Annotated in this window: 28 protein-coding genes, 1 tRNA gene and 1 riboswitch; of the genes, 11 read left to right on the top strand and 18 right to left on the bottom strand. The window is 39.0% G+C overall.

What is annotated here, in order from left to right:
• Positions 1-2: 2 nt before the first annotated feature.
• Positions 3-755 carry a helix-turn-helix domain-containing protein gene (locus NSQ41_RS05745; RefSeq protein WP_339199267.1) on the bottom strand — a complete coding sequence of 251 codons (753 nt, stop codon included), beginning with the start codon at positions 753-755 and terminating at the stop codon, positions 3-5.
• A 147-nt stretch (positions 756-902) separates the two neighbouring features.
• Positions 903-1,922, bottom strand: a complete 1,020-nt coding sequence (gene moaA, locus NSQ41_RS05740; RefSeq protein WP_339211194.1) for a GTP 3',8-cyclase MoaA — start codon at positions 1,920-1,922, stop codon at positions 903-905.
• A gap of 458 nt (positions 1,923-2,380) precedes the next feature.
• On the opposite strand from moaA, the gene NSQ41_RS05735 reads away from it, so the two are divergent.
• Positions 2,381-2,453, top strand: a tRNA-Val gene (locus NSQ41_RS05735).
• Between the two features lie 808 nt (positions 2,454-3,261).
• Here NSQ41_RS05735 and NSQ41_RS05730 read toward each other — a convergent pair.
• The 5 genes from NSQ41_RS05730 to NSQ41_RS05710 form a co-directional block, all read right to left on the bottom strand.
• The gene (locus tag NSQ41_RS05730; RefSeq protein WP_339211599.1) at positions 3,262-5,187 is read right to left on the bottom strand and encodes a TRAP transporter permease; all 1,926 of its coding nucleotides are present in this window, start codon (positions 5,185-5,187) and stop codon (positions 3,262-3,264) included.
• Positions 5,188-5,224: 37 nt separating this feature from the next.
• Complete coding sequence (locus NSQ41_RS05725; RefSeq protein ID WP_063387530.1) at positions 5,225-5,743, bottom strand: DUF1850 domain-containing protein; 519 nt, start codon at positions 5,741-5,743, stop codon at positions 5,225-5,227.
• Between the two features lie 73 nt (positions 5,744-5,816).
• Positions 5,817-6,824: a TAXI family TRAP transporter solute-binding subunit gene (locus NSQ41_RS05720; RefSeq protein ID WP_339211193.1), complete on the bottom strand. Its 1,008-nt coding sequence runs from the start codon at positions 6,822-6,824 to the stop codon at positions 5,817-5,819.
• A 162-nt stretch (positions 6,825-6,986) separates the two neighbouring features.
• On the bottom strand, positions 6,987-8,150 hold the full coding sequence (gene metC / locus NSQ41_RS05715) for a cystathionine beta-lyase (protein WP_339211191.1): 1,164 nt from the start codon (positions 8,148-8,150) through the stop codon (positions 6,987-6,989).
• On the bottom strand, positions 8,143-9,258 hold the full coding sequence (locus NSQ41_RS05710) for a methionine biosynthesis PLP-dependent protein (RefSeq protein ID WP_339211188.1): 1,116 nt from the start codon (positions 9,256-9,258) through the stop codon (positions 8,143-8,145). The genes metC and NSQ41_RS05710 overlap by 8 nt, the downstream gene beginning before the upstream one ends.
• 116 nt (positions 9,259-9,374) lie before the next feature.
• Positions 9,375-9,512: riboswitch (SAM riboswitch) on the bottom strand.
• A 793-nt stretch (positions 9,513-10,305) separates the two neighbouring features.
• Between NSQ41_RS05710 and NSQ41_RS05705 the strand changes: the two genes are divergently transcribed.
• Positions 10,306-10,464 (top strand): hypothetical protein, encoded by a 159-nt coding sequence (locus NSQ41_RS05705; RefSeq protein WP_339211187.1) that lies wholly within the window; start codon positions 10,306-10,308, stop codon positions 10,462-10,464.
• Positions 10,465-10,734: 270 nt separating this feature from the next.
• Here NSQ41_RS05705 and NSQ41_RS05700 read toward each other — a convergent pair whose 3' ends face one another.
• From NSQ41_RS05700 to NSQ41_RS05690, 3 genes are read right to left on the bottom strand one after another with little or no spacing between them, the layout of a single operon-like run.
• Positions 10,735-11,745, bottom strand: a complete 1,011-nt coding sequence (locus NSQ41_RS05700; RefSeq protein ID WP_339211186.1) for an aliphatic sulfonate ABC transporter substrate-binding protein — start codon at positions 11,743-11,745, stop codon at positions 10,735-10,737.
• 17 nt (positions 11,746-11,762) lie between these two features.
• Complete coding sequence (locus NSQ41_RS05695; RefSeq protein WP_327862847.1) at positions 11,763-12,521, bottom strand: ABC transporter permease; 759 nt, start codon at positions 12,519-12,521, stop codon at positions 11,763-11,765.
• On the bottom strand, positions 12,505-13,290 hold the full coding sequence (locus NSQ41_RS05690; protein ID WP_339211185.1) for an ABC transporter ATP-binding protein: 786 nt from the start codon (positions 13,288-13,290) through the stop codon (positions 12,505-12,507). Before NSQ41_RS05690 ends, NSQ41_RS05695 begins: the two co-directional genes overlap by 17 nt.
• A 177-nt stretch (positions 13,291-13,467) precedes the next feature.
• Here NSQ41_RS05690 and NSQ41_RS05685 point away from each other — a divergent pair, with 177 nt between their 5' ends.
• From NSQ41_RS05685 to NSQ41_RS05665, 5 genes are all read left to right on the top strand, one after another.
• Positions 13,468-14,199: an alpha/beta hydrolase-fold protein gene (locus tag NSQ41_RS05685; RefSeq protein WP_339199251.1), complete on the top strand. Its 732-nt coding sequence runs from the start codon at positions 13,468-13,470 to the stop codon at positions 14,197-14,199.
• Positions 14,200-14,260: 61 nt separating this feature from the next.
• Positions 14,261-14,779, top strand: coding sequence for a YjcG family protein (locus NSQ41_RS05680; RefSeq protein ID WP_094245364.1), 519 nt, complete (start codon positions 14,261-14,263; stop codon positions 14,777-14,779).
• Positions 14,779-15,213, top strand: a complete 435-nt coding sequence (locus NSQ41_RS05675; RefSeq protein WP_339199249.1) for a GNAT family N-acetyltransferase — start codon at positions 14,779-14,781, stop codon at positions 15,211-15,213. Before NSQ41_RS05680 ends, NSQ41_RS05675 begins: the two co-directional genes overlap by 1 nt.
• 217 nt (positions 15,214-15,430) lie before the next feature.
• Positions 15,431-16,105 (top strand): DUF421 domain-containing protein, encoded by a 675-nt coding sequence (locus NSQ41_RS05670; protein ID WP_339211183.1) that lies wholly within the window; start codon positions 15,431-15,433, stop codon positions 16,103-16,105.
• A gap of 284 nt (positions 16,106-16,389) precedes the next feature.
• A complete protein-coding gene (locus tag NSQ41_RS05665) occupies positions 16,390-16,857 on the top strand; it encodes a hypothetical protein (protein ID WP_339199244.1) in 468 nt (155 codons plus the stop codon).
• A 332-nt stretch (positions 16,858-17,189) separates the two neighbouring features.
• Here NSQ41_RS05665 and NSQ41_RS05660 read toward each other — a convergent pair whose 3' ends face one another.
• The 5 genes from NSQ41_RS05660 to NSQ41_RS05640 form a co-directional block, all read right to left on the bottom strand.
• Complete coding sequence (locus NSQ41_RS05660; RefSeq protein ID WP_327862843.1) at positions 17,190-17,447, bottom strand: stage VI sporulation protein F; 258 nt, start codon at positions 17,445-17,447, stop codon at positions 17,190-17,192.
• A gap of 169 nt (positions 17,448-17,616) precedes the next feature.
• Complete coding sequence (locus NSQ41_RS05655; RefSeq protein ID WP_327862842.1) at positions 17,617-17,757, bottom strand: YjcZ family sporulation protein; 141 nt, start codon at positions 17,755-17,757, stop codon at positions 17,617-17,619.
• A 135-nt stretch (positions 17,758-17,892) separates the two neighbouring features.
• Entirely contained in the window at positions 17,893-18,069 is a 177-nt protein-coding gene (locus NSQ41_RS05650) for a hypothetical protein (protein ID WP_339199241.1), read from the bottom strand.
• Positions 18,070-18,079: 10 nt separating this feature from the next.
• Positions 18,080-18,232 carry a hypothetical protein gene (locus NSQ41_RS05645; RefSeq protein WP_327862840.1) on the bottom strand — a complete coding sequence of 51 codons (153 nt, stop codon included), beginning with the start codon at positions 18,230-18,232 and terminating at the stop codon, positions 18,080-18,082.
• Positions 18,233-18,308: 76 nt separating this feature from the next.
• Positions 18,309-18,776, bottom strand: a complete 468-nt coding sequence (locus NSQ41_RS05640) for a hypothetical protein (protein ID WP_327862839.1) — start codon at positions 18,774-18,776, stop codon at positions 18,309-18,311.
• A 272-nt stretch (positions 18,777-19,048) separates the two neighbouring features.
• Between NSQ41_RS05640 and NSQ41_RS05635 the strand changes: the two genes are divergently transcribed.
• The 4 genes from NSQ41_RS05635 to NSQ41_RS05620 all read left to right on the top strand — a co-directional run bounded on the left by NSQ41_RS05635 (position 19,049) and on the right by NSQ41_RS05620 (position 23,025).
• Positions 19,049-19,768, top strand: coding sequence for a hypothetical protein (locus NSQ41_RS05635; RefSeq protein ID WP_339211182.1), 720 nt, complete (start codon positions 19,049-19,051; stop codon positions 19,766-19,768).
• Positions 19,769-20,165: 397 nt separating this feature from the next.
• Positions 20,166-21,203, top strand: coding sequence for a hypothetical protein (locus NSQ41_RS05630; RefSeq protein WP_327862837.1), 1,038 nt, complete (start codon positions 20,166-20,168; stop codon positions 21,201-21,203).
• Positions 21,204-21,220: 17 nt separating this feature from the next.
• Positions 21,221-22,192 (top strand): glycosyltransferase, encoded by a 972-nt coding sequence (locus NSQ41_RS05625; RefSeq protein ID WP_339199234.1) that lies wholly within the window; start codon positions 21,221-21,223, stop codon positions 22,190-22,192.
• Between the two features lie 86 nt (positions 22,193-22,278).
• On the top strand, positions 22,279-23,025 hold the full coding sequence (locus NSQ41_RS05620; protein ID WP_339199232.1) for a sulfotransferase family 2 domain-containing protein: 747 nt from the start codon (positions 22,279-22,281) through the stop codon (positions 23,023-23,025).
• 130 nt (positions 23,026-23,155) lie between these two features.
• Here the strand turns inward: NSQ41_RS05620 and rfbD are convergent, their stop codons facing one another.
• From rfbD to rfbC, 3 genes are read right to left on the bottom strand one after another with little or no spacing between them, the layout of a single operon-like run.
• The gene (gene rfbD, locus NSQ41_RS05615; protein WP_327862834.1) at positions 23,156-24,007 is read right to left on the bottom strand and encodes a dTDP-4-dehydrorhamnose reductase; all 852 of its coding nucleotides are present in this window, start codon (positions 24,005-24,007) and stop codon (positions 23,156-23,158) included.
• The gene (rfbB, locus tag NSQ41_RS05610) at positions 24,004-24,984 is read right to left on the bottom strand and encodes a dTDP-glucose 4,6-dehydratase (protein WP_339199230.1); all 981 of its coding nucleotides are present in this window, start codon (positions 24,982-24,984) and stop codon (positions 24,004-24,006) included. Before rfbB ends, rfbD begins: the two co-directional genes overlap by 4 nt.
• The gene (rfbC, locus tag NSQ41_RS05605) at positions 24,981-25,544 is read right to left on the bottom strand and encodes a dTDP-4-dehydrorhamnose 3,5-epimerase (protein WP_327862832.1); all 564 of its coding nucleotides are present in this window, start codon (positions 25,542-25,544) and stop codon (positions 24,981-24,983) included. Before rfbC ends, rfbB begins: the two co-directional genes overlap by 4 nt.
• Positions 25,545-25,706 lie beyond the last annotated feature (162 nt).

Raw genomic sequence — 25,706 nt, 5'->3', positions numbered from 1 at the left:
TCCTATTCTTCAAAATGAAACTGCTCCCGATACTCTCTTGGCGTCTTCCCAACCATTTTTTTAAAAGCGGTTGCAAAATAGCTTGCATTTGAAAAACCGGTATTGTTAGCGATAATTTCAATCGGAAGACTCGAAACTCTAAGCAGCGTTTTAGCTTTTTGAACTCTAACAAACGATAAATATTCCACAAATGTCATACCAACTTCTTCTTTAAACAATCGGCTGAAATAAGATGGACTTAAATATACTTGATTTGCTACTTCTTTTAGAGTAAGAGCATAGCCATAATTCATTTGAATAAACTGAATGGCACTTTCGATCGGATTTTTTAAGTCAGAGGAAAAATGACTTTTACCATTGATGGTTTGATTAATTTCTTTATTTAATCCTTGGGGCAAAATCCGCTCAAATGTATCAAGCAGTTCATTTTTGGAAAGCGGTTTCAACAAATAAGCTGAAAAACCTGAGTTGATCGCTTCCTGAACAAACTCGAACATTTTTAACTGAGTCACAACAATCACGGGCAAATCTGGATACAGTTGCAACGCTGATCTCCCTAATTTAATACCGTCTATATCTGGCAAGGAGATATCCACAATGAGTATAGTCGGTCGATTTTGCTTTAAAAGGATCATACCTCGTTGAGATGTACTTGCTTCATAAATGGAAAGAAAGCTGAATTTACTATCTTCAATAATTGACTTTAAATCCTTCCGAGCAGATTTATCATTATCAACAATTAATACATCAGCCAATTGCTCCCCTCCTTGCTTCTATATATTAGATAAAAATGTATTTTAATGGTTTAAAAATTTTGCGATTTCAATTTTAATTTTTTTCTCTTTCGAATTTTCTAAAAAAAATAAAAAACAATCAGCATTTCATCACCAAACGCCGATTGTTTATCCTCCTATATATGACATCTCAATTTTATTTTTGTTCAACATACCTTTGTTTTCTGTACGTTCAACAGAATATTGATCTTTACGATTTTGCCAAACACGTTCAATAGCCATTTTGATTTCTTCTGGACTTTTTCCTGAACGAATGAAATCCCGTAAATCAAATCCTTCGTGGGCATATAAACAAGTGTACAGCTTTCCGTCTGATGAAATACGCGCCCTCGTACAGCTTGAACAAAATGGTTCTGATACTGATGTAATAAATCCGATTTCTGAACCTGTGTCTTGATGACGATATCTCTTGGCTACCTCTCCAAAGTAGTTTTCATCAATTGGTTCAATGGAATAAACAGAACTAATCATCTTTACAATATCTTTTTTTATCAAGACATCTTTCATATTCCAGCCGTTTGTATTGCCTACATCCATAAATTCAATAAATCTTAATGGAATCCCCTTGTTTTTAAAGTATTCCGTCATCGGCAAAATTTGGTGATCATTTACTCCTTTTTGTACAACCATATTTACTTTAACCGAAAATCCGATCGATACAGCATAATCAATATTTGCCAAGACCGTTTTTGCTGATATATTTCGTCCATTTAGACGGCGAAACGTATCGTCATCAATTGCATCAAGGCTGATGTTCAATCGGCGAAGACCTGCTTCATACAATTTTGAGCCATACTTTTTTAAATACACGCCGTTTGTTGTCAAACCAATATCATGAATTCCTTCAATTTTTGAAAGCATGGCAATTAGTTTATATACATCCTTTCGAAGAAGCGGTTCGCCTCCCGTCAGCTTAATTTTCTTCACGCCAAGCTCAACAAAAATTTTCGTGAGCCGGGCAATTTCTTCAAACGTCAACAAGTGATCCTTCGGAAGGAATTGATAATCGTCTCCGAATATCTCTTTCGGCATACAATACGTGCACCGGAAATTACATCGGTCGGTTACAGAAATACGCAAATCGCGCAAAGGGCGGTGCCTCTGATCCAAGACTTGGCCATTTTTCATTTTTTATCACATTCCTTTATAAGGATTTTCAAAAATGATCGATATTATAAATGTTATCCTATCAAATTATTAAAACGATTTCAAAAATATTGCATAAATGGCAAAAGGACACTCCTTTTTCTTTCCTATCATTTTGTATAACAAAGAGGACTCCTTACAGATTATTTAGATAAAACGGAAAAATAACTACTGTTACACTTTGTCGTCAATCAGGAACAAAAACCTCTCGGAAACCCGGTTGGTCGTTTCGTATAATTTATAATTCTCAACATTTTGTGCTTCTATTAAAAGCACTTTCTTTTATCAATTTAGATTCTAAGACCAGAAGAGCTTATCAATGATTAAAAACTACAGCAAGTAAAAAAACTTGCATATTATGGCTTGACATATTTTTTTAACAACATTACAATAGATATTGTCAAAAAAACGCATTAGAAATTCATCTGTTTTGTTAATATGATTCCGTAGCTCAGCAGGGAGAGCGCCACCTTGACAGGGTGGAGGTCGCTGGTTCGAGCCCAGTCGGAATCATCATTAAAAACCTTAGTATGACGTGGTTCTTGTGAAATACAAGAATCGCGTTTTCTTTTTCTCTTTTTTTTGTCGACTTTTTAACGGCGAAACATTAAAATATCAGGTTTATTCAACAGACTATTTAACTTAAATTTTCGTTTTCTATCGGATTTCATTTTGCCGTCTAGGTTGATATGCCGCTCCATTTCCCCCCTATTCGTGACATAAAGCGGTTTTTCTTAAACAACATTTTGAATTTTGCAGCACAAAAATAAATCGGACTCACAATGTTCGTACCGAAAAGGGACGATCTTACTGGATTGATAGAAAGTTTGCATACTCAACAATTGGAAAAAATCATGCTATAAAATGATCGTTATGAACCAACAAAACTCGCATTTCAAATCATGCAGTCTAAAACGGAAAAATAAGTTTTCTGCAGGCTCTTTTTTTATTTATGATATAAAACTGTCCCGCTATCAACCGCTTACACACGAGCAGCCGTTCCCCAAAAGATTTTTAGAAGCTTGCTGTATTTTCAATTTTGTTTGCCCCTTTTTCATTTTTACAAGCAATTCAGCCTGTCAAAAAACCAGTTTTATTTTTCGCATAACAAAACAAGCTGAGTCATATCATCCTTTTGGAGAACGTCTTCTGCAAATTTATGGATCGATTCCAACACATCTCTTTCAAGCTCCCCGACTTTCATCCTGATTTTGTTCGTTCCAATGTGAATGGCTCTCCGCGTTTATTCTGCGTCTCAATGATCCATCTGTAGAATCATGTTCTAATCATTGGATCGATTCTTCATAACAACCTGTCTTCTTTATATGCTTTCACCTTTCACTTTTTGATCAGCTCCGTATTTCCATATATATTGAAACGCATATAATGCGATGAAAATGATGAGACCTGTTATGTCTGAAAAACGTTCTGGATAAATCAGCAACAGCCCGGCCACGACCGCAGCAATTCGTTCAATCAAATGCATGTTTCTCATCCAATATCCGATCATCCCGGCTCCAATTGCGATCATTCCGCAAAACGCCGTAAAGACTACCCATAAAATTCCAAGCCATGTCGTATCAATCATTAACATTTGCGGAGACAAAACGAAAATATACGGAATGATAAAGGCGGCGATTGCCAATTTTGAAGAGTGAATTCCCGTTCGGATCGGTTCCCCCCCTGATACACCGGCTGCGGCAAAGGCTGCAAGAGCAACTGGCGGTGTAATGTCGGCAATAATCCCGAAGTAAAACACAAATAAATGTGCAGACAAATCAGGTACCCCCAACAAAATAATCGCTGGTGCAGCAATCGTTGAGGTAATAACATAGTTCGCTGTAGTCGGCGAACCCATTCCAAGTATCAACGAAGCTATCATCGTCAGCATTAATGTCGGAATGAGATTGCCCCCGGCGATATCAAGCAGACCGTTGGCAAGCTTCAAACCAAGCCCGGTTTTCGTCACAACGCCGACAATAATTCCGGCAGCGGCTGTTGCTGCCGCAACCCCTAACGCTGTACGGGCGCCGTCGACGAGCGCTAATACAATATCCTTAAATGTCATCCGATTCTCGCGATTTAAAAATCCAGCGACAATCGAAATACATATCGAATAAATGGCAGCATGTGTAACGGTCACTCCTGACATTAGCAAAATAATAATGACAACGATCGGGGCTAACAAATGCAGTTTTTTCAAAATTTCTTTCCGATTCGGCATTTCTTCTTTTGACAAGCCTCTTAAACCGATTCGCTTTGCTTCAAAATGAGTCATGATCCAAATCCCTGCAAAATATAGAATAGCCGGAATAGCTGCCGCTTTGGCAATGTCCCAATACGTAATGCCGTTTCCGATAAATTCAACCATTAAAAACGCAGCTGCCCCCATTATCGGCGGCATTAACTGACCGCCTGTAGATGAAGAAGCCTCCACCGCTCCTGCAAAATCTTTGTTATAACCAAGCTTTTTCATCATCGGGATGGTAAACGCGCCGGATGTGACGACATTGGCAACTGAGCTTCCGCTGATCGTTCCTTGAAGAGCGCTGGAAAAAATAGCTACTTTTGCAGGACCGCCAATTCTGCGCCCTGCAACGGCAACGGCCAAATCATTAAAATATTGACCAATCCCAGTTCTAATTAAAAAGGAGCCGAAAAGGAGAAACAAAAAGATAAAGGTTGATGACACTCCAAGCGGGGTTCCGAGTATTCCTTCCGTCGTAAAAAACATCGTTTGCACAATCCGATCAAAACTAAGTCCGCTGTGTTGAAGGAAATCCGGCATATAAGGACCGAAATAAGCGTACGCTAAAAAAAGAAGAGCGATGATGGTGATCGGCAAACCCACTGCACGGCGCGTTGCCTCTAAAACTAGCAAAATAGCGATGATGCCAATATAAAAATCCGTTTCTGTAAGCATCCCTACTCTCATGACAATATCGTTAATAAACAGCGGCCAATACGCCCCCACGACAACGCTCAAAAGCGCAAGGATGATATCATACCAGGCCACTTGAAATTTATATTCTTTCCTCTTTTTTCGATTAGCCGGAAACAAAAGAAAAATCAAAGCAAGCGCAAAACCGAGATGGACAGAGCGCTGGATTTGCGCTGTAAAAACACCGAAAATTGATGTATACAACTGAAACAGCGAAAATGCCAATAATCCGGCAAATGCGATGCCGCCCAACACTCCTTTTAGTTTCCTCGTCCCGGCTTCAGGATCATATTTTTCCATCAGCATTTGCTGCTCTTCTTCTGACAGTACGTCAAATTTCTCTTTACTCACGAATATTCACTCCTTTCACCTGCTGCCAAATACTGATTTTTGCCGGTTTTATTCTTACCCATGATCCGGGTCCAAAAAAATCCGCCAATTTGTAGCTAATACCTTGATAAACAATTCGGTGATCGGCCTGTACTTGTCCAATTCTCAAATCAATATAGGAAAATTCTCGCTCCATGTTTTTTATAAAAAATTTTCCATCCTTTTCTAAAAATTTCCCCTCCCCTTCCACATTAGAAGGCATTCCAACAGCAAAATTTTCATACTCAAGTTCTGTCTGAATGATTTTATTATTGCGTAATGTATATGTCTCCTTCACATCCGTAAGATGGATGGAATGAGTGTACTGAATTTGAAACAAGTCATCATCACGGACAGGCAGATAACCTAATAAGTCATTCTGATCTTCATGATAAAAAGCGATGGCATTTACAATAGGAAGGAAAAATAAAAAAACGTTGATTGTCATAAAAAGGGGAAGACAGATGAACAAAGCTTTCATCCTAGCTCTCATGAAAATCCCCGCCTAAAATGGAGTTACATAAATGAAATCGATAGACCGTTTAAAACGGCCTATCTTTGATGCGTTATGGCTGGATTCCTTTTTCTGAAAAATACGTTTCAGCCCCTGGATGAAGCGGCAAATTGCCTATTCCATCAAGGGCTGCCTCCGCTTTGATTAATTTGCCTTTTGCGTGAGTAATTTTATTTGTATTTTCAAAAATCGCTTTTGTAATATTGTATACGGCATCTTCATCCAATTCGCCGCGGACGACCAGCATCGCTTTTACAGCGACTGTTTTTACGTCCTCAGGAATTTTATATGTCCCCTTTGGTACTGTATCTTCAGCATAGTAAGGATATTTTTCGATCAATTGTTTGATTTTGTCATCGGCAATCGGAATTACTTTAATTTCTTTTTGTGCTGAGAGCGATTCAACTGCAGCCGTCGGTGTCCCTGCAGTAATGAATGCAGCGTCTATGCTCCCGGATTGAATGCCGTCCGTTGATTCGTCAAAAGATAAGCTTTGCGCTTTAATATCATCAAAGCTTAATCCATGAATTTCTAAAATTTGCTGTGCGTTTGCATTCACTCCAGACCCAGGGGCACCAACGGAAACCGACTTGCCTTTCAAATCTTCAACAGAATTAATGCCGCTACCTTTTGTTGTAATAATTTGTACCGTCTCCGGATATAAAGTCCCAATTGCTTTAACATTGTCGACTTTATTGTCTTTGAACATCAATTCACCGTTTAATGCATAAGCAGCAATATCAGTTTGCGAGAACGCAATATCAGCTTCACCATTTTTTAGCGCTTGCATATTTTCTGCAGATGCTCCTGAAGATTGTGCATTTGCATTAAAATCTGTTTCTTCCGATATAATTTGCGCCATCGATCCGCCGAGCGGGTAATAAGTTCCTCCTGTGCCTCCGGTTAAAATGCTTAACGTCTTGCTTCCTGCCTTTTCCCCGCTTTGATTGGAGCCATCACTTGTACTGCTTCCTCCTTCGTTGTTATTTCCACACGCAGAAATGATCATTATGAAAAGAAGAGCTGTTATGAATATGAATCCGCTTCGCCATTTGACCATTGATACTCCCCCTTTTTAAATTCGTTTGACTTTGGATGCATTACTATCATATTAAGGAACAAATGAAAAAATGTAAGATAATGTGTCAGCTAAACTATCAACATAAAAAAAGACAGGAATTGTCAATATTCGACATCTTCCTGTCTTCTATTAAGTAAAATTTTATTGATAGGCCAAAACAGTAGAAAGACCAGACTCCAAATCATTTTTTAAGTCTTCAAAATTTTCTAGCCCTACGCTTAATCGAAGAAGACCATCGGTTATCCCTCTTTTGATCCGTTCTTCTTTCGGCATCGCGGCATGGGACATTTTAGCTGGATACGACAAGATCGATTCAACTGCACCAAGGCTGACTGCGAAAACAGGCAGCTGAACATGATCAGCAAGAATCTTGACCGCTTTTTCATCTTCTAGTTCAAACGATAAAACCGCTCCACCGTTGACACTTTGCCGCAAATGAATATCTGACCCTGGGTGATCGTGAAGACCCGGATAGTACACTTTTTTAATGGCAGGGTGCTTTTTCAAAAATTCTGCTAATTGAGAAGCTGTTTTGACGGATTGATCCAGCCGCACATGAAGTGTTTTTAACCCTCTTAATACAAGCCAGCAATCATGCGGGCCGAGAACAGCGCCGAAGGCATTTTGAAGTTTGTAAAGCGCTTCGCCTAGCTTTTCATCTTTCACAACTGCCAGTCCTGCCAAACAGTCGCTATGACCTGCCAAAAATTTTGTTGCACTATGTAAAACAATATCGGCCCCTAAATCGAGAGGCCTTTGCAAAGCCGGAGTCATAAATGTATTATCAACAAATGTTAAACAGCCATTTTCTTTTGCAAGCTGCACAATTGCTCGAATGTCCGTCACTTTTAACAGCGGATTCGAGGGCGTTTCAATGTAAATCACTTTTGTGTTCGGACGTATATTTGCTTTTACGGCATCAAGGTCCGTCATATCGACAAACGTATATTCAATGCCAAAGCGCGATAAAACATCGGCAACGATCCGGTATGTTCCGCCGTACACATCTTCTGTGACCAAAACATGATCACCGGAAGAAAGTAAAAGAAAAGCTGTTGATATAGCGGCCATCCCAGAAGCAAACGCAAAGCCTCTCACTCCGCCTTCCAGTTCGGCAATCGCCTCTTCCAACGCTTTTCGTGTTGGATTTCCTGAACGGCTGTAGTCAAATTCAGGAGATTCATCCAATGTTTGCTGATGAAACGTTGACGCTTGCTGAATCGCCACGCTGACAGCACCAGTTGTCGGGTCAACCTTATGTTTATTATGAATCAATTTTGTTTGAAAGCTCCATTGGTCATGCATTTAGTAAATCCCCTTTCGCAGCTGCTTGCAATGCCTGCTTGAGATCTTCCTTCAAATCCTCCACGCTTTCAATCCCTACAGAAAAACGGAGAAGCCGGTTACATACACCGTTTTGAATTCGGATTTCTTCCGGAATGTCCGCATGTGTTTGGGTAGCTGGATACGTTATAAAGCTTTCTACCCCTCCAAGGCTTTCCGCAAAACAGATTAATTTCAGATTCTGCAAAAACGGGTTGACCCATTCTTCTTTTTTCACACGGAAGGAAAGCATTCCGCCTCTGCCAGGATATAATACATCATCAATTTCAGGAAGCTCTTTTAAATATGCCGCCAGCTTCCTTGCATTTTCCTGATGTTTGGCCATTCTCAATGATAAAGTTTTCATTCCTCTAAGCAGCAGCCACGAATCAAAAGGAGATAATACCGCACCAATTGCATTTTGATGCATGGCTAATTTTTCGCAAATTTCTTTCCCTTTTGCACAGACCAGGCCGGCAAGGACATCGTTGTGACCGCCTAAATATTTCGTTGCGCTGTGAATCACGATATGCGCTCCTTCTTCAATCGGACGCTGCAAAACAGGTGTGTAGAACGTATTGTCAACGATCAGCAGCAAATTGTGCTTCCGGGCCAATTCCGCCAACGAGGAAATCGATGTTTCCTGCATAAGCGGATTAGTGGGCGTTTCTAGAAAAATCGCTTTAGTATTTTCGTTTATTAATGATTCCGTATATTCGCGAGACGTAAAATCGTCATAGTGGAAGGAAAGACCGTATTTGCGCCACTCTTCTTCAAACAAGCGGTATGTCCCGCCATATAAATCTTTTGAAACGATCAGTTCATCTCCACTTTTAAATAAAGCCATAATCGTCTGAATCGCTGCCATTCCGGAAGAAAATGCAAATCCTTGATCGGCTCCCTCCAATTTGGCTATGGCGTCCTCGACAAGCTCTCTCGTTGGATTTTTTGTCCGAGTGTAATCATAACCTGTTGATTCACCTATTCCTTTATGCCGGTAGGCTGTGGACAAATAAATGGGGGCGCTTACTGTTCCTGTAAGAGCTTCACTTCGATTTCCTAATTGGGCCAAAACTGTTTCAATATTCATCTTTGACTTTCCTCCTTTTTTAGTTAGTAAAAATGTGCTGCTTTCATTGCCTGTAGAGGAGGCTTTAAAAATAAAACGCCCTCTTCATAAGAAGAAGGCGTTTATTGTTTGGCTCCTTCTTATCTTCCAAGCATATCTTACGGCAAAATGCTTGCTGGATTTAGCACCTTGGTACAAAGGTTATCATGCCGCCGTCCTTGTACCGGTTGCTGAGACTTCTTCGGGCCAGTTCCCTCCGCCTCTCTCGATAAGAATTCCGATATGAACTTTTGATAGGTATAACTTTACCTCAGTTTTAAAAAAAATTCAAGACGTTTCCTGCCAACAATTCCGATAACTTTGATTTATTTTCAGTAAAACTAAAGAAAAATAAGAACTTTCTTTAAATAATCCGTCGATTCTTGAAATGTTTTTTTGCGAAAGCCAAAAGGGAAATTTTTTTGTATGGATCACCTTTGATCCTCCATCATTTCAATGAAGTGGTTTTATTTTCCCCTGAGGCTTCCCAAATTTTAATAGATTTTAAAATATAAATATTCAATTCGGAAGCTGTCGTATTTGGAGAAAAATTGTGAACGAGGTGATCTTCTTTAGAGGAATTGGAAAATTTTAAGAGTATTTAATAAACAGTGAATGAAACGATTGAATTGGCAAACTAATCGTTTGATAAATTTTTCGCCAACTTCTGTCAAACGAACCCGTACTCCATAAAGCAACTGAACAGAAAACGAAGATGCGATATTTGTTTTGCAGGTGAAGCTGGGAAGCAAAAAAGATGAACATAAACGTGCCGTTGGAAAATTTGCTGAACATTCTTTACTGATGCGCCTTCTCTTTTTTATCAATATTATGGAAAGGAAAGACTGTTTATGATGCTGTATATAATCGACAGCATACGAACCAATAATTTTCATGACGAGCAAATGATGGGGCAAATCAAAATTATGTGAGAAAACGCTTTCTAAAAACTGGAACATCATCAAAACAATGTGTACGGAATTTATTATGATTATGAAAGCGACTACAGAGGAGATTATTTATTAAGCATTGCAATTGAAGAAAATAATGGGGAAGCTTTTAATTGAAATCCCGAGCAACACGAAATATAAAGTTTTCCAAGTAGATAAGACGGACGAACAAGGCATGTTTAAAACTTGGAGTAAGATTTGGAAGCAAGAAGAAACTGGTTTAATAGAGCGTGCTTGAAAAATACAGCCTAAAGCCCAAATGGAGAAATTGAAATTTATATAGCCATTAAGTAATGGCAAACAATGTTAAAAAATGGGAGCTTAGTCGAGCGAATTAGATAAAAGCTCTCGCAACAGCGGAATCCCAATATACAGGCATAGTCATAAACAACTTTCGGGATAAGCCCTGTTTTAACAACTGCTTCATCTTGAATTTACATCAACAAAATAACCCCCCTATCCAGAAGCCGCATAATATCAAAAAGCTTCTGTATAGGGGGTTTATTACTTAATTCAAAAAGCTTGTATCTACAAGACCTTTAAGATCCGGTTTTTCTTTTAAAAATTTCAAGTCATAAGAAGAGTTAGAAAAGTCTTGAAGAACTTTTTCATCCACTTCGGTTGTATAGCGGACACGTTCCCAAGCGCTGTCGATAATTTCTGGGTCAAGCTCTTGATTTGTTATTTCTTTAATCGATTGAATGGCAATATCGCGTGCTTCCTCTTTGTTTTTATTGATGAAGTCGACTGCTTTTTTGTGGGCTTTGACAATATTTTGAACTAAATCTTTATTTTCTTTAATAAATTTGTTGCTCGTCACTAAAACAGTGTTCGGAAGCGTTGTGCCATAGGCGATATCTTTCGTATCGACAATCACTTTCGCCCCGTCTTTTATTAATAATGAAGCCCAAGGCTCAGGCACAGCGGCTAAATCCACTTTTCCCGATTCAAAGAAAGCTTGATATTGTGCCGGGTTTCCAGTTGTATGCTTTAATGTGCCGCCGATTCTTGATGAAGCAATGTCGTAATCTTGCAAGTACGTTTCAAATTGGACATCGTGAGTGCAGCCGACACCAGGAGTAATGAATGTTTTATTATGAATATCATCTAAGCTTTCGATTCCGCTTTTTTTGCTTGCTACGACGACAGTACCCCCAGATGACGCACCGGCAATAATTTTCACGTCTGCACCATTAGAATAGTTATTCATGACAGGAGCTGGACCGACAAGCCCGGCGTCAATTTCGCCGGTTTTCAACGCTGTCATAAAAGCACCGCCATCCGGAAAAGTTTTATATTCAATCTCTACCTGATCCCCTAGCGCTTCTTCATAGTAGCCCTTTTCCTTCGCAATCATCGCCGGAACATGGTCAATGTTTGGAAAATAGCCGATGACTACTTTATTTTTTCCGCTTTCTTCTTTCCCTGATGCTTCATTTCCTCCACCGGCTCCGCAGGCAGATAAAATACCGATCAGCAGCAAGGAGATAAATGATAGCAACAAACTTTTTCTCTTCATAATCTCAACTTCCTCCTTTATTGTTCAAGCAATCCCCATTTTTTCATCACTTTCTTTTCAATTCTGCTGAAAAAAACTAAATCTACTAAAATTCCAATTAAGGCAATGATAAATATAATGCCCATCACTAACGCCATATCGCCAAAGTCCGATGCGAATTTTAATGTATAGCCTAAACCCGGGCCGGTGCTTAGCAGCTCGCTACCCATTAGGCCTCTCCACCCAAACGCCCAAGCAAGCCTTGCACCAGTTACTGCATGCGGAATGGCTGCAGGAAAAATCACATGAGTAAACAGTGAAAATCCGTTGTAATCCATTGTCCTTGCCGCATTTGTGTAGATTGGAGGAACGCTTTTAATGCCTGTCCGCATATTCAATGTCATCACAAGCGTTCCACCGAGCACAACAATAAAAATGATCGCTTTTTCATTTAAACCGAACCAGATGATGGCTAGAGGCAGCCATACGATGCTCGGTACGCTTTGCAACGGCAAAATTAAAGAGCCAATGGTATCATCAATTACTTTCGATTTTGCCAAAATAACCCCTAGCACCGTTCCAAGAATTAGAGCAATCACAAGCCCGATTGCCAGCCGCTGAAAACTTGCCAGCAAATCATAAACAAGAGTTAGATCAGCAAAACCGTTCCACAATGCCTGAAAAATATCGCTCGGAGCCGGAAAGACGACAGCCTTAATATTTAACAGCTTGACGATTGCTTCCCATATACCCAGTGCGGCTGCATAAAAAATGATTCGTTTAACGACCTGCTGCATAACTTTCTTCCTCTTTCACTACTTTATCAATTTCTGACTTCAACAGCTTTTGAATGCGCTCTTCATATTCAGCAAGCTGCTTTCTAAATTCATCACGTGGTCTCGGAAAAGAAACTTCAATCTCATCAATAATTCTCCCAGGCCTTGTACCCATGACGATAATACGGTCCGATAATTTTAACGACTCTTGGATGCTGTGCGTAACAAATAGAATTGTTTTTTTCGTATCGATCCAAATTTTTTCCAACACTTCGTGCAGACGTGAACTCGTCTGCTCATCCAACGCTCCGAACGGCTCATCCATTAAGAGCACCTCAGGATCCATCGCCAAAGCTCTTGCGATCGATACGCGCTGCTGCATGCCGCCGGAAAGCTCGTGCGGAGAATGCTTGGCATATTGGCTTAATTGAACCATGGCCAAATATTGATGCGCCTTTTTTTTCGCTTCTTCCTTCGGCATTTTTTTCTTCAGCGGAAACATGACATTTTCCTCAACTGTCAGCCATGGAAAAAGGGCTGCCTGTTGGAACACTACTCCCCGGTCGCTTCCAGGTCCTTTTACTTCCTTCCCGTTTACCAGCACTTTTCCCGATGTGGGGGCTGTTAACCCGGCAACAATCGATAATAACGTCGACTTGCCACAGCCGGAAGGGCCAAGAATGGAAACAAATTCTCCTTTCTGCACAGTCAAATCAATTTGGTCAAGAACCGTTTGGGAGACGCCATGATGTTGAAATGTTTTTGAAATATGCGCAATTTGGACAGACAAAGTAATTCCCCCAGTATATGATCATTCTTACCTATCTTATCGGATTAGTCGTTATCATTATAATATAAGCATTTTTTATTTTGTCAACCTTTTTATTTGTTGGAGACTTTTCAAAAGAGTGATAAAATAATGAGAAGTCCAGCCTAACTGGTAATTAGTCATTTTGGAGGAATTGGTATGGCCCAAAAAGTCGCACCTATTAAAGAAGAAACATTTTTTAGCAAAGAGCTGGGGGAAGAAGTTTCTTTGCTCATATTTTTGCCGACTTCTTTTTCTCCATTATCTCATCATCATCTTCTCATCGCCCAAGATGGTGGAGACTACTTTAAACTGGGAAGGATCGCGCGTTTTGTTGAGGAATTAACAGAGCAGCAAACGATTGAAGATTTGATCGTCGTCGGCATTCCTTATAAAGACATTCAAGATCGAAGAAGAAAATATCATCCCGATGGAAGCCAGTTCAACAGCTATATCCGATTTTTAGCTCATGAATTAATTCCTGTTTTAGAAGAACGTTTTCCACTTTTGCCATTAGGAAGAGGCCGTGCGCTTATCGGTGATTCTCTGGCTGCAACCGTTTCACTTATGGCAGCGCTGTATTATCCGCATACATTTGGAAAAGTGATTATGCAATCACCATATGTGGATGAAAAGGTGTTAGAAGCGATCGATGCTTTTTCACAGCCTTCTTTATTATCTATTTATCATCAAATCGGGAAACAGGAAACGAGCGTAAAAACGACCGATGGGAAAATAATAGATTTTTACACAATCAATCAAAAACTTCATGAACGAATGGAACATAAAGGATTCGAATGCATTTATGAAGAATTTGACGGCGATCACCGCTGGACATATTGGCAGCCGCTGCTAAAAGACATATTAAAAAAAATGTTTGCTGTATCATGAAAATTCATTCTTTAAGTTGTTATAATAAAGAATACGAGTAAATATCAAGGAGGCCAAAAAAATGAAGTACGGAATTGTGTTATTTCCTTCAAAAAAGTTGCAAGACATTGCCAACTCATATAGAAAACGTTACGATCCGCATTATGCGCTTGTCCCTCCTCATTTAACATTGAAGGCACCGTTTGAAGCTGACGAAAAAGAAATTGGCGATATTGTGAAAGAACTTAGGAAAATTGCGAAACAAGTGAAGCCTTTTAAACTCTCTGTCTACAAATTCAGTTCATTTGCTCCTGTCAATAACGTTATTTATTTAAAAGTTGAACCAAATCCGGAATTAACAAAATTGCATGAGCTTCTCCATCAAGGAAAATTTAAAGAGAAGCCTGAATACGCTTTCGTACCTCACATTACAATTGGACAAAATTTATCGGATGATGAACATTCTGACGTTCTCGGCCGTTTAAAAATGTTAAAAATTCAACATGAGGAAACGATTGACCGATTCCATATTTTGTATCAATTAGAAAACGGCTCATGGACTGTTTATGAAACATTCCTGCTTGGAGAAGGACGAGATTGATGAAGGCAGTCAAAGCTATTAATGAAAAACAACGAAATGATGCTTTTTATGTTAGAAAAAAAGTGTTTGTAGAGGAGCAAAACGTTCCAATTGAAATTGAGCTCGATGAATATGAAGACTTTGCCGAGCATGTCGTGCTTTATGACGACAATCAGCCTGTAGGAGCCGGCAGGTTTCGTGTTATTGGCGACACCGGAAAGCTTGAGAGAATTTGTGTTCTGCCACAATACCGAGGAAAAGGAGCGGGAAATATCATTTTGGAAACACTTGAAAAACTCGCGGCCGAAAAAGGATTAAAGAAAATAAAATTAAACGCTCAAACACAAGCGGAAAATTTTTATAAAAAGCATGGATATCAAACCGTTTCCGATATTTTTATGGATGCGGGCATTCCTCATGTCACGATGGAAAAAACGTTACATCCACATTCATAAAGCTGAAAAACAAACGAGGCCGCGAATTGCGGTCTTTCATTTTGAAGGGTCAGAAAGCGTGAAAAAGAGGTTAAAAATCCCTTCATTACATTCAGATCAATTTGAATGTTTCACCATTTTCTCCGCCGCACACCTTCCCATAGTTTTTAAAAAATGTACATGAATTTTGGCAGTTGGGACAACCTAACCATTACCGATCTTAGCAAAGGTGATGGGAATGGAATTTGTAGCAATTGCCACTGAACTGATTTTCGGATTCTTTGCCCTTTTTCTTCTGACAAAAATACTAGGTAAAACACAAATTACGCAAATCACGACGTTCGATTTTATTTCTGCACTCGTTTTAGGCGAGCTGGTTGGCAATGCTGTTTATGATGTGAAAATGGGGATTGAAAAAATATTATTTACGGTCGTGATATGGGGAATGTTAATCTATTTGTTGGAATTCATCACACAAAAATGGAGAAGAACCCGAGGAATACTGGAGGGCGCTCCGTCAATGGTCATCCTCAAAGGAAAAATTTTACGGGATCAGCTGAAAAAAAACAAGCTTGATATGAACCAGCTTCAACATTTGCTAAGAGCAAAAGGAGCTTTTTCGATCCGCGAAGTGGAATACGCAGTTCTTGAAACGGACGGCACGATCAGCGTATTGAAAAAATCGGAATTTGATAAGCCGACCCGAAACGATTTAAATATTCTATCTTCGCCAGCTACCATCCCCTACACGATTATTGTTGACGGCGAAGTGGTTAGTGAAAATTTAAAAGAAGCAGGTTTTGATGAAAAATGGCTTCAGCAGCAGCTTCTCGCTTACAGTGTGGAAGACGCGAAAGATGTTTTTTACGCGGAATGGGATCAAAACAACGGATTATTTGTCCAAAAATATTAGCTTGTTTCGAAGCATATCATGAAACTCATGTATGTGCTTTTGCTGGAAATTGAAATATTTTCTTAGATGGAATAAATAACACTAAGTTGAGATTTAAGTTATAATTGACTTATAAATCTTAATGGTTGATGTTTATTTATGCGTACAAAAAACCGATTAACTCCTATAGATACAAAGTATTTTCGTCCTGAAATCACCCATTGCTCCGATTGTGGTGAAAAACTTACATATTGCCATCCAGTTTGGAGAAAACCATTTCCACTTTAGATGGTGAATTCAAGATCGTGAATATGGGATATCGCTGTGAAAACCCATCTTGTTCTAACACAACAGTTTATCGTTCGGCACAAGCTGAACATTTAAGTATGAAGCACATTACTTATGGTATGGATGTCATTGCATATATTGGCCATTTACGCTTTAAAGAACATAAAGCACGAACAGAAATGGCTTCTATTTTGAAAGAGAAGAAAGTAAAAATCTCAGACCGTCAAGTACAGAAACTTTATGAACGTTATGCTTTATTACTTCGAGCCAATGTCAAAGAGACTGTAAAGGATGATCTCCAAAAAGTGGTCAATGAACATGGCGGGATCATATTGTTTATTGATGGAGTTCAACCTGAAAAAGGAAATGAAACCTTATACGTGATTCGAGAGGTCCTGAGCGGTACGATTTTGGCAGCTCACAATTTAAAGAGCAGCGCATCTCAAGAACTTATGGATTTCATACGGCCAGTCTTAGCCGTCTAAGAATATTTTTCATCCATTCTAACATTTGTTTCGCAGTTTTCGTTTCGCATAATCTGCTGTTGGCTGAACAGCTCTGCTATCTTAATTGGCAGAAGTCTGGATGGAAAAAAGCTGCCCTATTTTCTCTTTTCCTTCCATGCTGCCATAAAGCAGAAGTGTAAAACAATCGGCATCGCCAAACAAGGCCATCATGCCCGCCACTCCATGTAAAGCGGGTGCACAATCTTAAGATAGCCATTAGGCAGTACGCCGAATGTAGTCCTCTAGCTCTTGTGGGGTTTTATAACCAATGCTGCTATAAAACCGTCAGCGGGAGTACTCCCGCTGACGCGCTATTTTTTCTTATTGTCCAGCATATTGGCGATGGTGTTAAAATCCATATTCTCTTTTCCATTTACAATCGCATTGACAATTTTATTTTCTAATTCTCTTGAAACCGGCCGATTTGCCAATTGTGCAACCCGCTTGATCACTTTTCTGACGGTTGCTTCATCGTTGAAATTGGAATTTTGCAAGGAATTGGCCAGTTCAAACACATCTTTCATATTGACGCCGGTTTTTTTCTCAATATTTTTAAAAATATGATCCATTCTGAAATTCGTCCCCTCCTAAATTGTCGAAATGTCCTGTATAACAGGCTTTAATATTTTATGAAAATGAAATGAAAACGTGATGAGGAAAAAGTATAGTCCGCCTTCTAAAAGGCGGACATCCATCCGTGACCAGCACTCACCATTAGTTTTGTAAAAGACTTACAGATTAATATTTAAAACAGGAACAACCGACGATAATCAACAAGATGAATAAAACGACGATTAGCACAAAGCTGTTGTTATGAAAACCGCCGCTATAAGGATAGCTGTATCCGCCGTATCCTCCATATCCGCAACCAAAGCCCATTTTTCTGCACCTCCTCCTTTATTCATCACTATACAGTATGAAGCAGTTCCTCATTTGGAGTGGACACACAAGATGGGCAAGTGCGGATTTTTTAGTGAGGTTTCAACCTGTTTTGGTTCACTTTTCGTTTCCCTTTTAAATATGTTTTTCCATGTTTTCGATCTCTTTTTCAAATTTTACCGCCGTTTTTTCAAGGTCTAAAAGCTCACCGTCTTTTTTCATCATCCAGCTTAAACATTTTTGCTGAACTTTGTCATGGTCTTCGTATATACCTTCTATCCATTTGACGAATTCCTTTTCTAGCTTGTTCATCTTTCCCTTTTTAAAATCCTTTTTTCCCACAGCCGCAGCCACCGGAACTCGATGAGTTGTAAATTTTTATGTCGGATGGGTAAGCTTTCTTTTTCATCATCTTCTTTTTAAAAACATCTCCTTTTGCCATTGAACCGGAATAAACCTTTACGTTTTTTTTCAATGTGCTTCTCCCCTTTCTTCCAAAAAATAAGAACCTTATTCCATTCTATGAAGAATAAGGTTGATCTGTGTTCCTTCTAATCGTTTTTGGCCGCATCATCCATCATCAAAAAATGAAATTCTCTTTGGTTGTTCTTTTCGTTTTTTTCTTTTATAAAATATTCTTTCCACTCATGAGGTTCAACTCTTCCTTGAATAGCTTTCGTTTCTTTTAAATTTCGGAAAAACCAATCTCCCTGCTTTTTTTCATCAGCCTTTTTTTCATATTCATACGGATGGTGATTTTTTTCAGCTAATTGCTTTTTTAACGCCTCGATTTTTTCTAAAAGTTTTTTTTGTTCCTCCCACTCATGATTTCGATCATTGCTTTGGCGGTGCTGTTCGATCGTTTCCTTTAGCTTCTCGTTTTCTTTGATGATTTTTTCAAGTTCCCGTTCTTTTTCCTGCAATAATATTTCTAATTCTATCGATTCTTTTGCTTTTTCTTTATAAAACGAAAGTTCCGCTCTCATCCGCTGCAAAAATTCTTTATTTATTTGCGCCATCTTCCTCACCCCTTACTGTAAATGTATGAGCTCAAATGAAAAATGTTGACAAAAGCCCAGGAAAAAGATGCATATGACTTTTGTATATTGACATGTGCGTATAGGCAAATATAGAGATTCTCTCTCATTGCTTCAAAGAAAGGGATTTTTTTAGCAAAACAAATTCAAAATTTCCGCTCCTGTCACTGCACATTTAACCAGTTTGCTCATAATATACAGTAGTCCGACACCTAAGAAGGTTTTGGAAATCAGAATGATTAGGAGGTAACAGCATGAGCCATTTGGGACATGATACAGAAAGATTATGTATTCGCGTTCCGAAAGTTTATGACTGGGTGAGCCGTCAAATTGATCTTCCTCAGTTAAGCTTTAGAGATTTATCATCCATCGGTTTTGATTGCGAAGGAGTGACAGGTACATCGGAAGATCCGTGTGCGCTGTATGATGATGGGCCTGTAAATGTCAATTGCTACTTGTCAGACAGTTTAGGAAATCCCGTTGATCCAAATTCTCCAAACGCTATATCAGTGACAGAAATTGTTCAGCCGCAAGGTCGTCAATCAGTAGTCGTTCATTTGCCAAGGGATGGAAAAATTACCCTTCAAAAAGTAAGAGTGCTCATCAGAGGGTATATTGTCGTTACTCTCTCCGATTTGCAAGGATCTGTCACTTGTGTGTCAGATGCTATTCCATTTGCAACGGTTCAAACCTTCTTCCTTTGCGCACCACCCGGCACAACATTAAACAGCCATGTTTCCTTTTTTGAAAGCGACGCGAACATGATTTGTGATAATACATCATTCAGCCAACTAGATATTTCCATCATGATTTGTCTAGATGTGCAAATGGAAGCCCAAGTGAAGCTTGAGGTGGAAGGGAAATTTTGCAAACCCCGTCGCGAACTGCCTACAACTCTTACATGTTCGGCCGTGCAAGTTCCGCCGCAATGTCCGGAAATTTTCCCTGGTGACGACTACGACTTGGATGACTAAATCAACTGGAAAAGGGGATGTCCTCCCCTTTTTATTTTTCCTCTCATTTTTCCGGGAAAGTGTTTAAAGAAGTGAACATACATATGTATAGAAAAACTGTTCTTTCAAAGATGGTTTTGTTGAAACTTAAACGAGAACAGCGCTTTCGAAAGTTTTCGTCCCTTTATACGGATTTTGAACCGCTTATGCGCCAAATTCCGTATACATATGGGATTTAAACCAATGATCAGAATCAACTGCAGGCTTGGTCAAAATCAGATAGAATGACTAATTTCTTCCATTTATATCCTGTTACAATTATGTTTTAAAAGCGCTTCTTTTTGAAAGAAATGGCTAATAACTGTTTTCTATTTTCAAGAAAAAAGCAAAATATTTATTTGTCCGAGGAGGCGATTCAATGAACAAAACAAAACGGGGCAAACAGGATTATTTACAACTTCAGCAGCAGCTTATCCACTATAAGTCCGAAATTTCGAAATACAAACACGAATTGGCAAGCGTTCAGAATAAACTTCTTCAAGAACGGGAGAAAACAGAATATTACAAAGCAGTCATCCGAACCGGCGAACAATATCGCATCGCAAAAGAACAATTTGAACAAGAAATCCAATACGTTCAATCCAAATTGAAAGAAGCTGAAAAAAATGCTGAGAAGATGAACATGCAGCTTTCCATTGTTGAAGAGGAACGAAACGACCTATTAAAACTGTTAAAAGCAGCAGTTACTAACCTATTAAAAGAAAAGCAATCTTCTGACGAAAAGATCAATCAACTATTGTTGGAAAAAGAACGATTGATTACACAACTAGATAAAAGGCTTGAAAAAGAACAATTTCGCATCGATTTATTGACAGCTGAACGAAATGAACTTTTAAATACTTCTCAATTTTTATTCCAATCACTATACGAGAAACACGTTGAACAAAAAGAGGTTGATGCGGTAGGAAAGGAAAACACCGCCTTTATGGACGACCCGATTCGCGCTCGTTTTATACACTCGATTGTTCTTCCTCATGAAAACGGTGATCCGGTAACGATTCTTGGCCATGCCGAGATAGAAAACATTACAGAACAAACTTTGCACCATCCTGTATTATGCATTAAAATCCACCCTCATCAACATGTTCAATTCAGCGGAAAAATTATTACAACAAAAAAACAAAACGAAAATGATTTCAACTATAAAACTGATTCTTCCATGGAATGGAAGTATTTGCACCCTGATTGGCGAAAACAAATTCAAGAAAAAGGGGAATACTGGCTAAAACCTAGTGAAAAAATGGCGATCGAACCATACGAAAAAATTTCCTTTGAAGGATTTCACATTGTTTTCCCTTTAGATGATTTCGATGAAGCGCTAGTCATTGAAGGTTTTGTATATTGCCAGGAAAAGAAAAACGGCATTCCATTTGAAAACAAAATTATTATAAATTAAAAGGCGGTCATGTTTTAATGAAAATTCTCTACATTCCATCTGGCCATAAAGGAATCTACACGTTTTTTGACCGATCCCTTTTTCGCGCCTTTAACAAACTGTCCATTCCATTTGTCGTTCACCACCCTTTAGAGCCGATTCAAAAGCTTACAGAATTGCTACTTAAATTTCAGCCAGACCTTGCTTTAACAATGATTGGCGACAAAATTCCGCTGCAAAAACTAAAACTTATGAAAAAAAGAAACGTTCCTGCCACGGTTTGGCTGACAGAAGATCCTTACTATTTAAAAAAAACAATACAATATGCTTTTTGGTTTGACTTTGTTTTTACTGTTGACCGATTTAGCGCCGGCTGGTATCAAAAACAGGGAATTCAAAACGCCTTTTATTTGCCGCTTGGAACAGATTTTTCTACATTTTATCCAAAACAAGCGGCACCTCTTTTTAAAAGCGATATTTGCATCATCGGCTACCCGTATGAGAACCGAAAAAAACTCGCGGAGCTTCTGATCAAGGAAACGCCTTACCGACTAAAACTAGTTGGATTATGGAAATTAAATCTTTCGAAACATCAACAAAAACGGGTATCTGTCCATTACGGTTGGGTTTCTCCCGGCATCGCTTCATCCTATTACAACAGCGCGGAGATCAATGTCAACACTTTAAGGCCCATCAACGATTCCCATAATGACACGCTTGACTTCATACCATTTCGATCATTGAACAATCGGACGTTTGATCTTGCAGCGTGCGGAGCTTTTCAAATTGCTGAAAAAAGCGATGACTTGGAAGATTTTTTTATGGAAGAAGAAGAAATTTGCATTTTTTCTGACTTTCAAGAAGCCGTACAAAAAATAGATCGTTATATGAAAAACAAGCAGAAACGGGAACGAATCGGCCGAAATGCACAAAAAACCGCCAAAAGCCGTGATTCATTTGAAAACAGATTGAAACAAATGATTGACTCGATTTCTGGAAAAAATGAGTAATTGATGTATTTTTTTTTTCTAAGAAACACATTCACTCTTCAAATGCATAAAACATAAAGTATAGATACTTTAAGGAGAGTGAGCAAATGTATAAAAAACACATGAGGCTTCCGCTCGTTATTTTCATGCATATTCCAAAAACCGGAGGACTTACTATTAGAAAACTGATGGAACAACAATACCGTCTGAAAGAAATTATGCTTATTCGATCTGATCTCGATCTTAATCAACAAATGAAACAGGCGGATAACACACAAATAAAGGCTCTCTATGGACACAATCGGTTTGGAATTCATCAGCATATACAAAAGCGGTCCTTTACGTATATCTCCATGCTAAGAGATCCTGTTGAACGGGTTATTTCCACTTATTATTTTATCTTAGAACGCCCGCAAAATCGATTGCACCAATTGGCGAAAAAAGTCACCTTCGAACAGTTTGTCCAAGAAAAACATCCTGAATTTCATGTTCCGGTAAACAACCACCAAACGAGATTTATGTCCGGTAAAAAAATTCCTGACTTAAAGCTTGCGCTAAAAAATATGGAGCAGTTTTTTTCAGTTGTCGGCGTTACGGAAAAATTTAACGAATCGATTTTTTTAATGAAAAAACATTTAGGTTGGAAAAATATTTCTTATCAAAAGGTAAATCAAACTAATAACAGACCGAAAAAAAGTGATCTTGACGATTCTTTGATCCAGCTCATTGAGTCAAAAAATCAGTTGGATCTTGCCCTTTATAGTAAAGCAAAAGAAAAATTGGAGAAGATGCTGGATGAGCTTACAGCTAAAGAAAAACAAGAATTGAACAAATATTTGAAGAAACAAACTTGAGGGGGTGTCTAATAAGTCATTTTTACGGCTTATTGATGCCCCCTTTAATGTATTAGAAACGTTGATATATCGGTGTTATGATTTTTTGTTTTCAATGGGGATTTGACTTTCTGGACAGCCCCTTGTTTCGTTAATGTCCCCTATTGTTCACCATATACTCCTTCAAAGCCTCTTCCCACGAACGCAGGCCGGCAAATCCATTTAGTCTTAAAGCAAAATTGTCAAGGACGGAATAATGCGGACGTTTTGCTTGTCTATTTATTTCTTTTGTTGTGCAAGGGATGATTTTGATATCTGTGTAGCCTGCTTCGTTTAAAATTTGATTGGCAAATTGAAACCATGAACATTCTCCGGCATTGGAAATATGGTACACCCCGTATTTTTCCGTAACCATAAGCTCGATCAATTTTTCGGAAAGATCTTTCGTGTATGTTGGCGAACCGATTTGATCATTTACAACTTGAATGTTTTTCTTTTCTTTCGCCAATTTGATCATCGTCTTGACAAAATTTAACCCTTTTTCGCCAAACAGCCATGACGTTCGGACAATAAACCATTTTGAATGGAACTGTTTGACAAATGTTTCTGCTAGCAGTTTTGAATGTCCGTATATATTGAGCGGTTTTGGAACATCGAATTCGTTGTAAGGGCGATTCTTTTCCCCATCAAAAACGTAATCTGTGCTGATAAACATCAGCTTCGCTCCGACTTTTTCGCTCAATACCGCAACGTTTCGCGTACCTATTCCGTTGATCAAATAAGCTAGATCCTGCTCTCTTTCCGCCAAATCTACATTCGTGAAGGCAGCCGCATGAATGACAACATCAGGTTCAGCCTCTTGAAATGCTTTATAAACTTTGTCAAAATTCGTAACATCTAGTTCTGCTTTGCCAAAAGAAAAAACTTCATACCCTTTCTGTTTTATAATTTGTGTCAAGTCTGTCCCTAACAGCCCTTTGCCTCCCGTAACAACAATTTTCATCCCTTCTCACCTTTTTTTAGCGGCTTCCACCACGATTCATGCTCCACATACCATTGAATCGTTTTCTTTAAACCATCCCTGAATAAGCGGTTCGGCCTCCATCCAAGCTCTTTCTCAATTTTCTCAGGATTGACCGCGTATCTGAAATCGTGCCCCGGACGATCCTGCACATACTCGATCCATTCATCAGATAAATTCAATTGCTCCAAAATTAGCTTGGCGATTTCATTGTTTGTACGTTCATTTCGGCCGCCGACATTATATATTTCTCCCGGCTTTCCTTTATGAAGTATCAAATCAATAGCTGCAACATGATCTTCTACATATATCCAGTCCCGGATGTTTTCTCCGGTTCCATAAATCGGCAGCCTCTTTCCCTCCAATGCGTTTGTAATAATTAGCGGAATCAGCTTTTCTGGATATTGAAAAGGGCCGTAGTTGTTGGATGATCTTGAAATATTAACGTTTAACCCGTACGTTTTATAATAGGATCGCACAAGAAGATCAGCTCCTGCTTTGCTTGCAGAATACGGGTTGTTCGGTTTCAGCGGCGAATCTTCCGTAAAACAGCCGAATTTAGTAAGGGATCCGTATACTTCGTCGGTAGATATTTGGACAAACTTTTGTATACTGAAATCTTTTGCAGCTTCCAGAAGAGTTTGCGTTCCAAGCACATTTGTACGGACGAAAACTTCCGGCTCGCGAATGCTTAAGTCTACATGGGATTCGGCGGCAAAGTTGACAATGGCGTCAATTTGTTCAGATTCAATGATTTGTCGGACGAGCTTCCGATCCTGAATATCGCCTTGAATAAACATATAGTTTTGATGCGCTTTTATATTTCCTAAGTTTTCCAAATCCCCCGCATAAGTCAATAAATCAAGATTCACCAGCTTATAATCGGCATATCGCGCGATCATCCGGCGAATAAAATGACTTCCGATGAAGCCGCATCCGCCTGTAACAAGAATGTTCACGGCCAACTCCTCCAGACAAAATCGTTTTCTGCCTCACGAAGCGGAGGAAGACTTGCATCTTTTACCGAAAGAATCGGTTTTTGAACAGGCCAGCTGATTTGAAGTTCATCATCATTCCAACAAATTCCGCGGTCGAATTCCGGTGAATAAAATTCATCCACTTTATAGATTACTTCTGTTTCTTTGACGATGGTGCAAAAACCGTGGGCAAAGCCTTTCGGTACAAGAAGCTGTCTTTTGTTATTCTCTGATAAAATAAATCCTTCCCACTTTTTGAAAGTCGGCGATCCTTTTCTAAGATCAACGACCACATCCCAAATAGCTCCCTTAATGACGCGAATCAGCTTTGTTTGCGCTTTTTCAGAAAGCTGATAGTGCAGACCACGCAAAACTCCAGAAGAGTTGGAAAAAGAATGGTTATCTTGGACAAATTTGAAAGAAAATCCAAGCTTTTGCAGCGTTTTTTCGTTAAATGCTTCCATAAAATATCCACGTTCATCTAGAAAAACGTCTGGTTCAAACAGAAAGACATCCGGGAACATCGTGTTTATGACATTCATTGCGCGTTCCTCCCCATATCTTCATTTTATGAACGCATCAACGGTTTCATGAACTGCATCCGCCTCTTAAAAGAGAAAGAAATTAAAGGAACAACCTAGAACTTTCATACATTGCTAAAAATATTGTAATTATATATAAAACAGCAAATGATAAAAAATTGT

Origin of the sequence: Aeribacillus sp. FSL K6-8210, from assembly GCF_037963925.1 — a bacterium.
Classification (GTDB): Bacteria; Bacillota; Bacilli; order Bacillales; family Aeribacillaceae; genus Aeribacillus; species Aeribacillus composti.
The sequence above is the reverse complement of the archived record's forward strand: the minus strand, read 5'-3'. Positions and strand labels throughout refer to the sequence as shown.

Excerpts from the sequence above, each read along its gene's own strand:
- moaA (WP_339211194.1), bottom strand. The coding sequence starts at position 1,922 with ATGAAAAATGGCCAAGTCTTGGATCAGAGGCACCGCCCTTTGCGCGAT.
- NSQ41_RS05730 (WP_339211599.1), bottom strand. The coding sequence starts at position 5,187 with ATGCTGATGGAAAAATATGATCCTGAAGCCGGGACGAGGAAACTAAAA.
- NSQ41_RS05725 (WP_063387530.1), bottom strand. The coding sequence starts at position 5,743 with ATGAGAGCTAGGATGAAAGCTTTGTTCATCTGTCTTCCCCTTTTTATG.
- NSQ41_RS05720 (WP_339211193.1), bottom strand. The coding sequence starts at position 6,824 with ATGGTCAAATGGCGAAGCGGATTCATATTCATAACAGCTCTTCTTTTC.
- metC (WP_339211191.1), bottom strand. The coding sequence starts at position 8,150 with ATGCATGACCAATGGAGCTTTCAAACAAAATTGATTCATAATAAACAT.
- NSQ41_RS05710 (WP_339211188.1), bottom strand. The coding sequence starts at position 9,258 with ATGAATATTGAAACAGTTTTGGCCCAATTAGGAAATCGAAGTGAAGCT.
- NSQ41_RS05700 (WP_339211186.1), bottom strand. The coding sequence starts at position 11,745 with ATGAAGAGAAAAAGTTTGTTGCTATCATTTATCTCCTTGCTGCTGATC.
- NSQ41_RS05695 (WP_327862847.1), bottom strand. The coding sequence starts at position 12,521 with ATGCAGCAGGTCGTTAAACGAATCATTTTTTATGCAGCCGCACTGGGT.
- NSQ41_RS05685 (WP_339199251.1), top strand. The coding sequence starts at position 13,468 with ATGGCCCAAAAAGTCGCACCTATTAAAGAAGAAACATTTTTTAGCAAA.
- NSQ41_RS05680 (WP_094245364.1), top strand. The coding sequence starts at position 14,261 with ATGAAGTACGGAATTGTGTTATTTCCTTCAAAAAAGTTGCAAGACATT.
- NSQ41_RS05675 (WP_339199249.1), top strand. The coding sequence starts at position 14,779 with ATGAAGGCAGTCAAAGCTATTAATGAAAAACAACGAAATGATGCTTTT.
- NSQ41_RS05670 (WP_339211183.1), top strand. The coding sequence starts at position 15,431 with ATGGAATTTGTAGCAATTGCCACTGAACTGATTTTCGGATTCTTTGCC.
- NSQ41_RS05660 (WP_327862843.1), bottom strand. The coding sequence starts at position 17,447 with ATGGATCATATTTTTAAAAATATTGAGAAAAAAACCGGCGTCAATATG.
- NSQ41_RS05655 (WP_327862842.1), bottom strand. The coding sequence starts at position 17,757 with ATGGGCTTTGGTTGCGGATATGGAGGATACGGCGGATACAGCTATCCT.
- NSQ41_RS05650 (WP_339199241.1), bottom strand. The coding sequence starts at position 18,069 with ATGAACAAGCTAGAAAAGGAATTCGTCAAATGGATAGAAGGTATATAC.
- NSQ41_RS05640 (WP_327862839.1), bottom strand. The coding sequence starts at position 18,776 with ATGGCGCAAATAAATAAAGAATTTTTGCAGCGGATGAGAGCGGAACTT.
- NSQ41_RS05635 (WP_339211182.1), top strand. The coding sequence starts at position 19,049 with ATGAGCCATTTGGGACATGATACAGAAAGATTATGTATTCGCGTTCCG.
- NSQ41_RS05630 (WP_327862837.1), top strand. The coding sequence starts at position 20,166 with ATGAACAAAACAAAACGGGGCAAACAGGATTATTTACAACTTCAGCAG.
- NSQ41_RS05625 (WP_339199234.1), top strand. The coding sequence starts at position 21,221 with ATGAAAATTCTCTACATTCCATCTGGCCATAAAGGAATCTACACGTTT.
- NSQ41_RS05620 (WP_339199232.1), top strand. The coding sequence starts at position 22,279 with ATGTATAAAAAACACATGAGGCTTCCGCTCGTTATTTTCATGCATATT.
- rfbD (WP_327862834.1), bottom strand. The coding sequence starts at position 24,007 with ATGAAAATTGTTGTTACGGGAGGCAAAGGGCTGTTAGGGACAGACTTG.
- rfbC (WP_327862832.1), bottom strand. The coding sequence starts at position 25,544 with ATGAATGTCATAAACACGATGTTCCCGGATGTCTTTCTGTTTGAACCA.